Annotated in this window: 12 protein-coding genes; 8 read left to right on the top strand and 4 right to left on the bottom strand. The window is 64.3% G+C overall.

Annotation, left to right across the window (positions count from 1 at the left end; translation table 11 throughout):
* Window positions 1–166: 166 nt before the first annotated feature.
* On the bottom strand, window positions 167–3,277 hold the full coding sequence (locus AB4Z32_RS07175; protein ID WP_441935237.1) for a DEAD/DEAH box helicase: 3,111 nt from the start codon (window positions 3,275–3,277) through the stop codon (window positions 167–169).
* Between the two features lie 266 nt (window positions 3,278–3,543).
* Between AB4Z32_RS07175 and AB4Z32_RS07170 the strand changes: the two genes are divergently transcribed.
* The 4 genes from AB4Z32_RS07170 (at window position 3,544) to AB4Z32_RS07155 (ending at window position 7,479) form a co-directional block, all read left to right on the top strand.
* The gene (locus tag AB4Z32_RS07170; protein ID WP_441935236.1) at window positions 3,544–5,919 is read left to right on the top strand and encodes a Tex family protein; all 2,376 of its coding nucleotides are present in this window, start codon (window positions 3,544–3,546) and stop codon (window positions 5,917–5,919) included.
* Window positions 5,920–5,926: 7 nt separating this feature from the next.
* A complete protein-coding gene (locus AB4Z32_RS07165; protein WP_441935235.1) occupies window positions 5,927–6,448 on the top strand; it encodes a GNAT family N-acetyltransferase in 522 nt (173 codons plus the stop codon).
* Window positions 6,449–6,578: 130 nt separating this feature from the next.
* A complete protein-coding gene (grxD, locus tag AB4Z32_RS07160; protein ID WP_441935234.1) occupies window positions 6,579–6,896 on the top strand; it encodes a Grx4 family monothiol glutaredoxin in 318 nt (105 codons plus the stop codon).
* A complete protein-coding gene (locus tag AB4Z32_RS07155) occupies window positions 6,889–7,479 on the top strand; it encodes a UbiX family flavin prenyltransferase (RefSeq protein WP_441935233.1) in 591 nt (196 codons plus the stop codon). Before grxD ends, AB4Z32_RS07155 begins: the two co-directional genes overlap by 8 nt.
* On the opposite strand, the gene AB4Z32_RS07150 is transcribed toward AB4Z32_RS07155, so the two are convergent.
* From AB4Z32_RS07150 to AB4Z32_RS07140, 3 genes are all read right to left on the bottom strand, one after another.
* Window positions 7,480–7,653, bottom strand: coding sequence for a hypothetical protein (locus AB4Z32_RS07150; RefSeq protein ID WP_441935232.1), 174 nt, complete (start codon window positions 7,651–7,653; stop codon window positions 7,480–7,482).
* 177 nt (window positions 7,654–7,830) lie between these two features.
* Window positions 7,831–8,241, bottom strand: a complete 411-nt coding sequence (locus tag AB4Z32_RS07145) for a hypothetical protein (protein ID WP_441935231.1) — start codon at window positions 8,239–8,241, stop codon at window positions 7,831–7,833.
* A 280-nt stretch (window positions 8,242–8,521) separates the two neighbouring features.
* Window positions 8,522–9,574 carry an MBL fold metallo-hydrolase gene (locus AB4Z32_RS07140; RefSeq protein ID WP_441935230.1) on the bottom strand — a complete coding sequence of 351 codons (1,053 nt, stop codon included), beginning with the start codon at window positions 9,572–9,574 and terminating at the stop codon, window positions 8,522–8,524.
* Window positions 9,575–9,697: 123 nt separating this feature from the next.
* Here AB4Z32_RS07140 and AB4Z32_RS07135 point away from each other — a divergent pair, with 123 nt between their 5' ends.
* The 4 genes from AB4Z32_RS07135 to AB4Z32_RS07120 all read left to right on the top strand — a co-directional run bounded on the left by AB4Z32_RS07135 (window position 9,698) and on the right by AB4Z32_RS07120 (window position 14,759).
* Window positions 9,698–10,123: a MerR family transcriptional regulator gene (locus AB4Z32_RS07135; RefSeq protein WP_441935229.1), complete on the top strand. Its 426-nt coding sequence runs from the start codon at window positions 9,698–9,700 to the stop codon at window positions 10,121–10,123.
* Between the two features lie 152 nt (window positions 10,124–10,275).
* The gene (locus AB4Z32_RS07130; protein ID WP_441935228.1) at window positions 10,276–11,460 is read left to right on the top strand and encodes an isovaleryl-CoA dehydrogenase; all 1,185 of its coding nucleotides are present in this window, start codon (window positions 10,276–10,278) and stop codon (window positions 11,458–11,460) included.
* Between the two features lie 291 nt (window positions 11,461–11,751).
* Window positions 11,752–13,563 (top strand): bifunctional isocitrate dehydrogenase kinase/phosphatase, encoded by a 1,812-nt coding sequence (gene aceK, locus AB4Z32_RS07125; protein ID WP_441935227.1) that lies wholly within the window; start codon window positions 11,752–11,754, stop codon window positions 13,561–13,563.
* Window positions 13,560–14,759 carry an acetyl-CoA C-acyltransferase gene (locus AB4Z32_RS07120; RefSeq protein ID WP_441935226.1) on the top strand — a complete coding sequence of 400 codons (1,200 nt, stop codon included), beginning with the start codon at window positions 13,560–13,562 and terminating at the stop codon, window positions 14,757–14,759. Before aceK ends, AB4Z32_RS07120 begins: the two co-directional genes overlap by 4 nt.
* Window positions 14,760–14,830 lie beyond the last annotated feature (71 nt).

Here is a 14,830-nt window from a genome sequence, read left to right as displayed (position 1 = left end):
GAACCCTTCACGAAAGTATGTTCAGTCGTGAAGTATAGTGCCCTGTTTAGTAATTTGTATAGAACGGTGACTCTAAGACGTTTCTTTTGAGTACCTACGCCGCATGAACGTCGTCCCCGCTTTCGCGGGGAGTCGTGTCGGGCCATGCCCGGCACGACGGCAACTTTTAGTCTTCTAAAGGCGCAAAAATCGCCTGCAGGTCTTCCTGCGTCAACGCCATCTTCTGCGATTCGCCTTCGGACAGGATCGACTGCGCCAGTTCCGACTTCTTCTGCTGCAGCAGCTGGATCTTCTCTTCCAGCGTGCCTTTCGCAATCAGCTTGTAGACGAACACCGGCTTGTCCTGGCCGATGCGCCAGGCACGGTCGGTGGCCTGGTTTTCGGCTGCCGGGTTCCACCACGGGTCGTAGTGGATCACGGTGTCGGCCGCAGTCAGGTTCAGGCCGACGCCGCCGGCCTTCAGGCTGATCAGGAAGATCGGCACCGCGCCCTGCTGGAAGGCGGCCACCTGGGCCGAGCGGTCGCGGGTTTCGCCGGTCAGCAGCGCATAGCGGATGCCGCGTGCTTCCAGCTCTTCCTCGATCAGGGCCAGCATACTGGTGAACTGCGAGAACACCAGGATCTTGCGGCCCTCGCCCAGCAGGTCGTCGATCATCTGCATCAGGTCGGTCAGCTTGGCCGATATCGCCGCCGTGTTCTTGCGCGACGGCATGGCTTTCACCAGGCGCGGGTCGCAGCAGACCTGGCGCAGTTTCAGCAGCGCTTCCAGGATCACGATCTGGCTGCGCGCCACGCCCTTGCGGTCGATCTCCTCGCGCACCTTCTTGTCCATTGCCAGGCGCACGGTCTCGTAGAGGTCGCGCTGCGGACCGCTGAGCTCGATGCGGCGGATCATCTCGGTTTTTTCCGGCAGTTCCTTGGCCACATGGTCCTTGGTGCGGCGCAGCAGGAAAGGCTTGATGCGGCGACTCAGCAGCGAGCGGCGCACCGGATCGTCCTGGCGTTCGATCGGATGGCGGAACTGACTATTGAAGGTCTTCTCGTCGCCAAGCAGGCCCGGCAGCAGGAAGTGGAACTGCGACCACAGCTCGCCCAGGTGATTTTCCAGCGGCGTGCCGGACAGGCACAGGCGGTGGCGCGCGTTCAGCGAGCCGGCCGTCTGTGCCGCCTTCGAGCGGGTGTTCTTGATGTAGTGCGATTCGTCCAGGATCACCAGGTGGTACTCGTGCTCGCGCAGCTTTTCCTCGTCGCGCGGCAGCAGGGCGTAGGTGGTCAGCACGATGTCGGCGCCGTCGATCTGGTCGAACAGCTCCATGCGTTCCTTGCCTTGCAGCAGCAGCACCTTCAGGCTGGGGGCGAAGCGCGCGGCTTCTTCCATCCAGTTCATCATGAGGCTGGTCGGCGCGATCACCAGCGCCGGGCTGGTCAGGCGGCCCGCTTCCTTTTCCGTCAGGATGTGGGCGATGGTCTGCACGGTTTTACCGAGGCCCATGTCGTCGGCCAGGATGCCGCCCAGGTCGTATTCGCGCAGGAACTGCATCCAGGCCAGACCGTCGAGCTGGTAGTCGCGCAGGGTCGCCCGCAGGCCTGTCGGCGCGTCGACCTTCTTGACCTTGCCGAACTGGCTCAGCTTGCGGCCGGTCTCGCGCAGGCGTTCGCCGCCGGTCCAGGTGAACTCGGCGCCGCGGGCCAGCTCTTCCAGGCGCGCCGCGTCCAGGGTCGACAGGCGCACCCTGGCCTTGATCTTGTCGTTGAAATACAGCTCGCCCAGGGTCGACAGGATGGGTTTCACGCGGCCCCAGGGCAGCGCCACGCGCAGGCCGTCGGGCAGGGTCGCCAGCATCTGGTCGGCTTCAAGGTGGACGGCCAGCACTTCCGGATTGAAATCCAGCGGTGCGCTGCGGATCAGCTGGACCAGCACCGGCAGCAGCGGCACCCGCTTGCAGTTGACGACGATGCCCAGCTCCAGCTCGAACCAGGCGTTGCCGGCCTCGGCCGGCTCGTCGATGTCGGCATACCAGTCTTCGACCGGCACCACGTCGTAGCGGTACTTGGCCGATTTCTGCATCTGCCAGCCGAGATCGGCCAGGGATTCGAGGTCGTTGCCGGCAAAGCGCAGCCACTGCGCCTGGCCGTCCAGCAGCAGCGCCCCGGACAGCGAGCTCAGCGGCGTCGTGGCCGGCTTGCGGAAGCCCATCTTGTTGAGGATGTCGAGCGCCTTCGCCTCGGCGGCTTCGTCGCGGGCGATGATCTCGGTGACGTCGCCGATCTGGCGCACCACGCGCTGGGCCGGGTCGAAGGAGATGCGCTGGCCGTCATAGTCGAAGGACAGGACGGCGAAGTCCTGCCAGCGCTGGCCATTGCCCTCGGCCACAGGAATCGCGTCCAGCAGCAGGTGGGGCACCGGCTTGACGTCGTCGCGCAGGCGCTGGGTGAGCGGCTGCGGCAACGGCATCAACTGTTGCAGGCCGTGCGCCAGCAGCAGCTGCGACACGCGCTTCTTGTCGTTGCCGCCCAGGGCCGGGGCTTGCGCCACCAGGGCCTGCAGCTCGGCCAGCGAGATGTCGATGCCGCCACGGTTCAACTCGAGAGGACCGCAGGACAGGTTGTCGATGTACCACGGCGGATCGGTCGGCAGCATGTAGTCGACCAGGTCGGCGCCGGCGTGGGTCGCGCCCTTGGCCGGTTCCACCGACCAGCCGAGCTTGGCCGTACGACCCTCGTCGCGCCAGGCCAGGCTGGCCTTGCGCACAGGTCCCTGTTGCAAGGGATACAGCAGGCCATTGGTCATGTCGGACCAGGAATTCGCCCACAGCAGCTTGCCCTGCGCGAGCAATTGCTCCAGCAGGATGGCGCCCACCTTGCCCTTCGGCTCGGTGGCGCTGGTGCTCTGGTTCGACCCGCTGCGCATTGCAATAAAGAAACGAACCAGATCCTCGTCGTCGCCCTCCAGGTAAGCCGGCGGCGCCGACAGCAGGGAAAACACTTCGCCCACCGGGCTGGCCGCGGCCACGTCGCCGTTCGGACGCAGGCGCGCCTTGCACAGGCACACCGCGACGTGACGGCCGCCGCTGGTCGGGGCCATGACATAAACGAATTTGTACTGGACAGCTTTGGGGTCGGCGACTTCCGCGGTCAGCTTCGGCTGGGGATGTGCTGCCGCTTCGACCCTTTGCAGCCAGCTCAACACCGGGGCAGGCAGGGCCGGCGCGCGTGCTGGCGCTCGAGCCGGAGGTGCCTCGCTGGTGTCGTCGCGATGAAGATCAACTGTGTGCATGGGTCTCACGAGTCTGTATGAAAAAAAACAACAACCGATATTATCCTTCATGCGGTCCGTTCTGTTTTGTTCGGAATCGCACCTTGCCAAGAAATCTTTACCGGCCGAAAGAAAGCAAAAGAGAGAAAAGTTACACTCTTCCGCGGGTTTACACCACCCCTACACGAACGAGCACGGCCAATAATTCGGTGGGCAACAACTGTCAAGACTGGCGCATCCGTCGCGTTTGCGTATCATTGCCCGTCTGACTCACTGATTTCCATACCATGCTGCCTTCGATCGAACAACGCCTCGCCCAAGAACTGTCCGCCAAACCGGTCCAGGTGGCTGCTGCCGTCGCCCTGCTCGACGAAGGCGCCACCGTCCCCTTCATCGCCCGCTACCGCAAGGAAGCCACCGGCGGCCTCGACGACATCCAGTTGCGCCTGCTGGAAGAGCGCCTGCGCTACCTGCGCGAGCTGGAAGACCGCCGCGCCGCGGTGATCGCCTCGATTACCGAGCAGAACAAGATGACGCCGGAACTGCTCGACGCCATCACCCATGCGGAAGACAAGACCCGCCTGGAAGACCTCTACCTGCCCTACAAGCAGAAGCGCCGCACCAAGGCCCAGATCGCGATCGAAGCCGGGCTGGCGCCGCTGGCCGATTCCCTGCTGGCCGACCCGTCGCAGAATCCGGAAGAAGTGGCCTCCCAATACCTGCGCGAAGCCTTCACCAATGCCGACGGCGTCAACAACCCCGGCGTGGCGGACACCAAGGCGGCGCTGGACGGCGCGCGCCAGATCCTGATGGAGCGCTTCGCCGAAGATGCCGAACTGCTGCAGTCGCTGCGCGAATACGTGCAGGAACACGGTGTGGTCGAATCGAAAGTCGTCGAGGGCAAGCAGGAAGAAGGCGAGAAGTTCGCCGACTACTTCGATTACGCGGAACCGTTGTCGACCGTCCCCTCGCACCGCGCGCTGGCGCTGATGCGCGGCCGCCGCGAAGGCATCCTGGACGTCACCCTGCGCCTCGACAGCGAAGAAGAAAAGCCGAAATGGGACGCCCCGCACAATCCCTGCGAGAGCCGGATCGCGGCCCGCTTCGGCATCAAGGGCGCCGGCCGTCCGGCCGACAAATGGCTGCTCGACACCGCGCGCTGGACCTGGCGCGTGAAGAGCTTCATGTACATCGAGACCGAGCTGATGGGTCTGCTGCGCGAAAAGGCGGAGAGCGATGCCATCCACGTCTTCGCGCGCAACCTGAAGGATCTGCTGCTGGCGGCGCCGGCCGGTCCGCGCGCCACCATGGGCCTGGACCCGGGCCTGCGCACCGGCGTGAAAGTGGCCGTGGTCGACGCCACCGGCAAGGTGGTCGATACCGCCACCATCTACCCGCACGCGCCGCGCAACGACTGGGACGGCTCGCTGCACGTGCTGGGCCAGCTGGCCGCGAAGCACGGTGTGTCCCTGGTCTCGATCGGCAACGGCACCGCTTCGCGCGAGACCGATAAGCTGGCCCAGGACCTGATCAAGCAGCGTCCGGAACTGAAACTGACGAAAATCGTGGTGTCGGAAGCGGGCGCCTCGGTGTATTCGGCCTCGGAATTCGCGTCGCGCGAGCTGCCGGAGCTGGACGTCTCGCTGCGCGGCGCGGTCTCGATCGCGCGCCGCCTGCAGGATCCGCTGGCGGAACTCGTGAAAATCGACCCGAAATCGATCGGCGTCGGCCAGTACCAGCACGACGTCTCCCAGACCCAGCTGGCGCGCCAGCTCGACGCCGTGGTCGAGGATTGCGTGAATGCGGTGGGCGTGGACGTCAACACGGCCTCGGCGCCGCTGCTGGCGCGCGTATCCGGCTTATCAAGCAGCGTGGCCCAGAGCATCGTCACCTACCGCGACATGAAGGGCGCCTTCGCCTCGCGCGCGGCGCTGAAGAACGTGCCGCGCCTGGGCGATAAAACCTTCGAGCAGGCGGCCGGCTTCCTGCGCGTGATGAACGGCGATAATCCGCTGGACGCCTCGGCGGTGCACCCGGAGTCGTATCCGGTGGTCGAAAAGATCCTGGCCGACATCAAGCGCGACATCAAGAGCGTGATCGGCGACGGCTCGCTGGTCAAGACCCTGAACCCGGCCAGGTACGCGGACGAGAAGTTCGGCGTGCCGACCGTCAGCGACATCCTGAAGGAACTGGAAAAGCCGGGCCGCGACCCGCGTCCGGAATTCACCACCGCCACCTTCAAGGAGGGCGTCGAAGAGATCTCGGACCTGCGCCCGGACATGATCCTGGAAGGCGTGGTGACCAATGTCGCCGCCTTCGGCGCCTTCGTCGACGTCGGCGTGCACCAGGACGGCCTGGTGCATATCTCGGCCCTGTCGAACACCTTCGTCAAGGATCCGCACACGGTGGTGAAGGCCGGCCAGGTGGTGAAAGTGAAAGTGCTGGAAGTCGACGTCAAGCGCAAGCGCATCGCGCTGACCATGCGCCTGTCGGATTCCGCACCGCAGGCGGGCTCGCAGCCGCAGCAGCGCGGCGACCGCGACGACCGCAAGCGCCTGGCTGATCATCAAAATAAGCACCAGCGCGATAACCAGCGCCAGGACCGTTCTTCCCCACCGGCCGGCGGCGCGATGGCGGCGGCGTTTGCCAAGCTGAAGAAGTAAGCTGCCCGTGTTCGCCATCACGCCCGCCGATCCGGACAGTCCCGAGAGCCGGGCCCTGCTCCGTGAACTCGGCGCGGCGCTGGCGGCGATCACCGGCAGCGACGGCACCGCCTCCTTCGATGCGGCCGACGTGCGCGGCGAGCGCGCCTGCTTCCTGCTTGCCCGCGATGCGGATGGGCGAGCGGTGGGTTGCGGGGCGCTGCGGCCGCTGGCCGATGGCGTGGCCGAGCTGAAGCGGATGTATGCACGGCCCGGGAGCGGTGCCGGACGGTGTTTACTGGCGGCGCTGGAGCGGCAGGCTTCAGCCTTCGGCTACACCGAAGTCTGGCTGGAGACGCGCAGGGTGAATGCGCGGGCGGTAGGGTTTTATGGGAAGCATGGCTATCTTGTCATTCCCAACTACGGCCAGTATGTTGGCCGGGCCGAGGCTGTCTGCCTGGGAAAGACATTGAACACCCAACGTCGTTCCCGCGAAGGCGGGATAGTGCCCCCGGCACTATCCCCCCAAAGTTTGCCTGCGTTCCGGTAACTCAAGCAGAACTTGGATCCCCGCCTTCGCGGGGACGACGAGGCAGATGCGAGAACGACGTCTGCCGACGTTCAGCTTTTCTTATAAAATGCCGCCATCCCTCCAAATTTCTCCTCGAAGGCAAAACCAAATGAGCGACGTACAAAACTGGATCAAAGAAACCGTGACCAACACGCCGGTCGTGCTGTTCATGAAGGGCACCGCCCAGTTCCCGCAATGCGGCTTTTCCGGCCGCGCCATCCAGATCCTGAAAGCCTGCGGCGTCGACAACATCGCCACCGTGAACGTGCTCGATGATGCGGAAGTCCGCCAGGGTATCAAGGAATTCTCGAACTGGCCGACCGTCCCGCAACTGTATGTGAACGGCGAATTCGTCGGCGGCTCGGACATCATGACCGAGATGTACGAATCCGGCGAACTGCAGACCCTGCTGAAAAAGAATGGCTGATCGCCCTCGCCGGATCGTCGTCGCCATCACCGGCGCGACCGGCGCGATCTACGGCGTGCGGCTGCTCGAGCGGCTGCGCGCGATTCCCGGCGTCGAGACCCACCTGGTCATTTCCGACGCCGCTTCCCTCACCCTGCATCAGGAAGTCGGCCTGCAACGGCGCGACGTGGAAGCGCTCGCCCATGTGGTGCACAAGAACCGCGAGATCGGCGCCTCCATCGCCAGCGGTTCCTTCCAGACCGACGGCATGGTGATCGCCCCCTGTTCGATGAAGACCCTGGCCGCGGTGGCGCATGGGCTATCGGACAACCTGATCGCACGCGCGGCCGACGTGATCCTGAAGGAACGCCGGCGCCTGGTGCTGATGGTGCGCGAGACGCCGTTCAACCTGGCGCACCTGCGCAATATGACGGCCGTCACCGAGATGGGCGGCATCGTGTTCCCGCCCCTGCCGAGCTTCTACAACAACCCGGGAAGCATCGCCGAGATGGTCGACCACACGGTCGCGCGCGTCATCGACCTGCTGGGCATCGAGAACGAGCTCGCGCCGCGCTGGGCGGGCATGAAGAACGACACCGCCTGACTAGCGGGGTTCTCCGTAGCGCTCCTGCTCTGCCTCCCTTGCTTCTCTTGCGTCTTCGATTTTTCTGCGCTGCTCGTTACGTTTGCGCATGATTTCTGCGTGTTGGGCCGCCGTCATCGGCGGCGTGGTCATGAGGTCTTTCAACTGCGCGGTACTGCTGTAGTTATTAATCATGAGGGCACTGCATCCTTATATGACCGATAACGCTGGCGGGCGCCAGTAGCAGGTAGATTATGCGCGAGACTCGGCAGTTTGTCCCGTCCCGTTGAAGAAAAATTGCAGTAGAGAATAAATAGACAACGGCCCGGCCGGACGTGCTCCGGGCGGGCCGCGATGCCATACAGGCAGGGCTTACTTCGGCTGGTGGTTCATGCGCACCAGCATGCGGATGAACTCGCGTGCCAGCTGCTTGTGGTGCTCGTCCAGGCGCTGCAGGTCGGCGATCAGCTTGACGTCGGCCGATTCGAAACGGGCCGATGCATCGGCGGTTTCGCCGCCGGCCGGGGCGTTTTCGGAGCCGCCGAAGCGCAGCCAGTCGGCCGGCACGCCCAGCCACTGGGCGATCATGCGCAGTTTTTCCTGGGTCGGGATGGCTTCGCCGACCAGCCATTTGCGTGCGGCGTGGACCGTGATCGGCCGGCCTTCGAAGCGAATGTTAAATTCGCGCGCCAGCCGCGTCGGGCTGTCCGGCGAGTAATGGGCATTCTTCAAGGCTTGCTGCAGACGTTCGCTGAAGCTTTCGCGCTCGTTAGTCGAATTCATCGGTGGTACTAGTGGTTCATGCAGGGCCGTCATGGTTTCTCCATGGTTCAGACCTTGTGTAACAGATGAAAAGTCTGAAAGTAACAAACGTGTGAGTATTGACCAATTCTCACAGTGCTGTCCAGCAATTATCGCGCTTTGGGCCAAGAGAATAGGTAAGTGTGAAAAATATCCTACAGGAAAAAGAAAACGTTTGCTTGTCGGATTTCAGTCGTGTAAACGAAAAAGGCAAGCCCAAGGCTTGCCTGCAAGACATCATATGAAAGAAACAGGACCGAAATCAGGCCAATCCGAAGCGGATGACACCGTCGGCGCCGGTTACACGCGTGAGGATACCGGCGTACCAGAGCGCATGCAGATGGGCCAGGGCCTCGCCGATTGCAAAGCCGAGCTGGTGGGCGTCGAGCTGGCGCCGGAACATCAGCGGAACAATGTCAACTGCGGAGCGCGGCTCGGTGCAGGCAGCGCGCACCTCGTCCAGCCGGGCCGCGTGGTGTTCACGCAACTGCCGGATGCGCACGTGCAGGCCGCGGAAGGGTTTGCCGTGCGAGGGCAGCACCAGGGTGTCCTCCGGGAGATCGGCGAACTTGTCGAGCGAAGCCAGATATTGTGTGAGCGGATCGCCTTCCGGCTCGACCGCGAACACCGAGACATTCGTGGAGATGCGCGGCAGCACCATATCGCCGGAGATCAGGATCCTGCCCTCCTCCGCATACAGCGACACATGCTCGGGCGAGTGGCCGAAGCCCGTGATCACGCGCCATTCACGGCCGGCCATCTTCACACGCTGGCCATCCTGCAGCCGGGTATAGCTCGGCGGCACGGCCGGCACCAGGCTCGGGTAGTAATTGCGGCGGCCCTGCATCTGCGCCAGCAGACCGGCGTCGAGCAGGCCGTGGCGCTGGAAGTGGGGAATCGCCGACGGGCCATCCACGCCCGGCAGCGCGGCCGCCATCATGCGCGCAAAGCCGAACTCGGCGGCGCTGGTCCAGAACGGCGCCGCGAAACGCTCGCACAGCCAGCCGGACAGGCCGACGTGGTCCGGATGGCAGTGGGTCGCGAACACGCGCAGCAGCGGCCGGCCATCCATCGGCCCGGCGATCACCTGTTCCCAGGCGGCGCGGGTAGCGTCGGTGCCGGCGCCACAATCGACCAGCGCATAGCCGGCCCGGTCGCCGGCGCGGTCGTCCAGCAGCCACAGGTTGATGTGGTCGAGGGCGAAGGGCAGCGGCATGCGCAACCAGCGCAGGCCGGGCGCGAGTTCGTGCACGGTGCCGGGCGCCGGAATGTCGTCGCCGAAGGGATAGGACAGCTGGGATTCGAGAAGGTTCATGCGGAGAATCTTTCGTGTTGGGCGGGCGCCGCAGGCTACAATGCATGCAACATTGACGTTGACGTAAACGGAAACAAAAGCGCAGACTGCGATTCTATGTGATTTTCGACTATGCAGAATAATATGGGCCCGACCTACACCATCGCCGAACTGGCACGCGAATTCGACATCACCGCCCGCGCCATCCGCTTCTATGAAGACCAGGGGCTGCTCAGCCCGATGCGCGAAGGCCAGGGCGGCCGCAACCGCGTCTACACCCCGCGCGACCGCACGCGCCTGAAGCTGACCCTGCGCGGCAAGCGCCTGGGGCTGACCTTGTCGGAGATCAAGAGCATCATCGACATGTACGAAACGCCGAAGGACACCGTGGCCCAGATCAACCGCTTCCTCGGCGTCCTGGCCCACCAGCGCGATACCCTCGAGCAGCAACGCGCCGACATCGAGATGTCGCTGGCCGAGATCGCCGTCCACGAGGACGAATGCCGGCGCCTGCTGGCCGAGGCGGGCACCGCGCCGCAACCCGCCGATTCGCAGCGCGACGCCGCCTGACAAGAACGTCCTGTTTGCGGCAACACCTTGTCGTCATGGAAAGAGCAACGCCGCATGTCGCTTGACGTTTACGTTAACGTCACTCCGCGCTATCATCCGGTCTAGCCATCCGCCATCCAGCCATAACGACACACGAGACACGAGAGGACGACATGCTGCATCTCCCAGGCTTGACCTTTGACCACGGCGAAGACATCGCCGCGCTGCGCGAAGCAGTGCAACAGTTCGCGGCGAGCGAAATCGCCCCGCGCGCGGCCGAGATCGACCGTACCGACCAGTTCCCGATGGATTTGTGGAAGAAGATGGGCGAGCTGGGCCTGCTGGGCATTACCGTGAGCGAGGAATACGGCGGCGCCGACATGGGCTACCTGGCCCACATCGTCGCGATGGAAGAGATCTCGCGCGCCTCGGCCTCGGTCGGCCTGTCCTACGGCGCCCACTCGAACCTGTGCGTGAACCAGATCAAGCGCAACGGCAGCGAAGAACAAAAACGTAAATATCTGCCCAAGCTGATCTCGGGCGAACACGTGGGCGCGCTGGCCATGTCCGAGCCGAACGCCGGTTCCGACGTCGTCAGCATGAAGCTGCGCGCCGAGCTGAAGGGCGACCGCTACGTGCTGAACGGCACCAAGATGTGGATCACCAACGGCCCGGACGCCGACACCCTGGTCGTCTACGCCAAGACCGACATCGAAGCCGGCGCGCGCGGCATGACCGCCTTCCTGATCGAAAAAGGTTTCAAAGGCTTCTCGATCGCGCAGAAGCTGGACAAGCTGGGCATGCGCGGCTCGCACACCGGCGAACTGGTGTTCCAGGATTGCGAAGTGCCGGTCGAGAACGTGCTGGGCGGCGTCGGCAAAGGCGTCAACGTGCTGATGTCGGGCCTGGACTTCGAGCGCACCGTGCTGTCCGGCGGCCCGCTGGGCATCATGTCAGCCTGCATGGACGTGGTCGTTCCCTACATCCACGAGCGCAAGCAGTTCGGCCAGGCCATCGGCGAGTTCCAGCTCATGCAGGGCAAGATCGCCGACATGTATTCGACCATGATGGCCTGCCGCGCCTACGTCTACGCCGTCGGCCAGGCCTGCGACCGCGCCGACAACCCGGCCGCCGTGCGCGCCCTGCGCAAGGACGCCGCCGGCGCCATCCTGTACAGCGCCGAGAAGGCGACCTGGATGGCCGGCGAAGCGATCCAGACCCTGGGCGGCAACGGCTACATCAACGAGTATCCGGTCGGCCGCCTGTGGCGCGACGCCAAGCTGTATGAAATCGGCGCCGGCACCAGCGAGATCCGCCGCATGCTGATCGGCCGCGAGCTGTTCGGCGAGACGGCTTGATCGACTAAAGGCTTCAACGCAGAGAGCGGAGAGGAGACGCGGGCTGGTGCATAGAGTCGAAAAGACCGCTGCCAGCCCGCACCCCGAATACGTCGTTCCCGCGGCTCATGAACGTCGTCCCCGCGAAGGCGGGGATCCAGGTTAGTAGCACATCAACCAAACTTGGGTTCCCGCCTGCGCGGGAACGACGGCTTTAAAGCTAACGGTCATAGTAGAAATACCAGGGTCCTCCCACTACCAAAACCGCAGCCTTACAATATCCCCGTCCACCCTCCACCGCGCAGAAAACCGATGACCCAGGCAAGTTTCCCCAAACTGCTCTCGTCGCAGGTCGCCTTCGACATCGCGCGGACCATCCTGGACGGCTTCGACCGCCATTACTCGCTGTTCCGCCAGGCCAGCCAGGCGGCCAAGGGCTATTTCGAGAAGGCCGACTGGAGCACCGCCCAGCGCGCCGCGCGTGAGCGCATCGACTTCTACGACAAGCGCGTGCAGGAGTGCGTGCACGTCCTCGAAGAAGCCTACGCGCCCGGGGACTTCAACGACGAGACCTGGCGCGAGACCAAGCTGCATTACATCGGCCTGCTGACCGGCCACAAGCGTCCCGAGCTGGCGGAAAGCTTTTTCAACTCCGTCAGCTGCCACATCCTGCACCGCCGCTACTACCGCAACGATTTCATTTTCGTGCGCCCGGCCGTCTCGACCGACTATATCGAGACCGATGAACCGCAGCCGACCTACCGCGTCTACTACCCGCGGGCGGACGGCCTGCGTTTCGCCCTGCGCCGCATCGTCACCAACTTCCAGCTGGCCTGCCCGTTCGCCGACCTCGACCGCGACGTCGCCCTGGTCGAGCGGCGCATGGTCGAGAAGTTCGGGCTGGACAAGGCGGAACCGAACCAGCAGCTGCAGGTGCTCTCAAACCTGTTCTTCCGCAACAAGGGTGCCTACATCGTCGGCCGCGCCATCAACGGCGCGCGCGAAGTCCCCTTCGTCATTCCGGTCCTGCACGACCGCGCCGGGCGGCTGGTCCTCGACACCGTGCTCACCGAACCCGAGCAGGTGCTGATCCTGTTCTCGTTCACGCGTGCCTACTTCCTGGTCGACATGGAAGTCCCGTCGAGCTATGTGCAGTTCCTGCGCAGCCTGATGCCGAAGAAGCCGAGGAGCGAACTCTACACCGTGCTCGGCCTGCAGAAACAGGGCAAGACCCTGTTCTACCGTGACTTCCTGCAGCACCTGAAGCACAGCTCGGACGAGTTCCGCATCGCCCCCGGCATTCCGGGCCTGGTGATGCTGGTGTTCGAGCTGCCGTCCTTCCCCTATGTGTTCAAGGCGATCAAGGACTGGTATCCGCCGCCGAAGGAAACCACGCGCGAGAGAATCAAGGAAAAATACCTGCTGGTGAAGCACCACGACCGCGTGGGCCGCATGGCCGACACGCTGGAATACTCGGACGTCGCCTTCCCGCTGGCGCGCTTCCCGGAGCAGCTGCTGGACCAGCTGCGGCGCGACGCCCCTTCGCTGCTCGAGATCGAGGGCGACCGCGTCGTCATCAGGCACCTGTACATCGAGCGCCGCATGGTGCCGCTGAACCTGTACCTGCAGGACGCCGAGCGCAGCGGCGACGAAGCCCGCCTCGAGCACGGCGTGCTCGAGTACGGCAACGCGATCCGCGACCTGGTCGCCGCGAATATTTTTCCAGGCGATATGCTGTACAAGAATTTTGGCGTCACCCGCCACGGCCGCGTCGTGTTCTACGATTACGACGAGATCGAGTACCTCACCGACTGCAACTTCCGCGACATCCCGGCCCCGCGCAACGAAGAGGACGAGATGGCCGCCGAGCCCTGGTACCCGATCGGCCGGCACGACGTGTTTCCCGAGCAGTTCGAACGCTTCCTGCTCGCCAACCCGAAGATCCGCGCAGTCTTCATGCGCCATCACGCAGAACTTCTCACGCGCGCATGGTGGCAGTCGCACAAGGAACGCATCCAGGCCGGCGTGGTCGAGGACGTGTTCCCGTATCCGCAGCAAATCCGTTTTCACCCATTTAACCCGGCGGCCAGTCCGCCATCTTCCAACTTGGAGACCTTACAATGAATGATCCAGTCGTTATCGTCGGCGCAGCCCGTACCCCGATGGGTGCCTTCCAGGGCGATTTCTCCTCCAAGACCGCAAGCGACCTGGGCGCGGTGGCGATCAAGGCCGCCGTCGAACGCGCCGGCGTCGACCCAATCAAGGTCGAACACGTCTACTTCGGCAACTGCCTGATGGCCGGCCAGGGCCAGGCCCCGGCGCGCCAGGCGCTGATCAAGGCCGGCCTGCCGATGTCCACCGGCGCCGTGACCCTCTCCAAGATGTGCGGCTCGGCGATGCAGGCCGCGATCTTCGGCTACGACGCCCTGAAAGCCGGCAGCGCCGACGTGATCGTCGCCGGCGGCATGGAGTCGATGACCAACGCCCCCTACCTGATCCCGAAAGCACGCGGCGGCTACCGCATCGGCCACGCGCCGATGTTCGATCACATGATGCTGGACGGCCTCGAAGACGCCTACTCGCGCAACGAAAAGACCGGCGAAGGCCGCTCGATGGGCACCTTCGCCGAAGAGTGCGTGGCGACTTACCAGTTCACCCGCGAAGAGCAGGACAACTTCGCGATCGAATCCGTCAAGCGCGCGCAAGCCGCCAACAACGACGGCAGCTTCGCATGGGAAGTCGCGCCGGTGACCGTCGCCAACCGCCTGGGCGAACAGATCATCGAAAAGGATGAAGGCCCGCTGAAGGCCAAGATCGACAAGATCCCGTCGCTCAAGCCCGCCTTCAAGAAGGACGGCACCGTGACCGCCGCCTCGTCCTCGTCGATCAACGACGGCGCCGCCGCCCTGGTCATGATGCGCGAGTCGACCGCCAAGGAGCTGGGCCTGACCCCGATCGCCCGCGTCGTCGGCCACGCTACATTCGCCCAGGAACCGAACCTGTTCACCACCGCGCCGATCGGCTCGATGAAGAAGCTGTTCGAAAAGACCGGCTGGAAGGCCAGCGACGTCGACCTCTTCGAGATCAACGAAGCCTTCGCCGCGGTGCCGATGGCCGCCATGCGCGACCTCGACATCCCGCACAGCAAGGTCAACATCCACGGCGGCGCCTGCGCGCTGGGCCACCCGATCGGCGCCTCGGGCGCGCGCATCATCGTCACCCTGCTGGGCGCGCTGAAGAAGACCGGCGGCAAGCGTGGCGTGGCCTCGCTGTGCATTGGCGGCGGCGAAGCGACGGCGATGGCGATCGAGATGATCTGATCGCAGGGTGGGCACGGTGTGCCCACGTTCGGCGTTTGCGTGGGCACGGTGTGCCCACCCTACGCTATGCT

This window comes from Massilia sp. 2TAF26 (genome assembly GCF_052115005.1).
Classification (GTDB): Bacteria; Pseudomonadota; Gammaproteobacteria; order Burkholderiales; family Burkholderiaceae_D; genus Telluria.
This window is presented reverse-complemented; position numbering and strand designations above follow the sequence as displayed.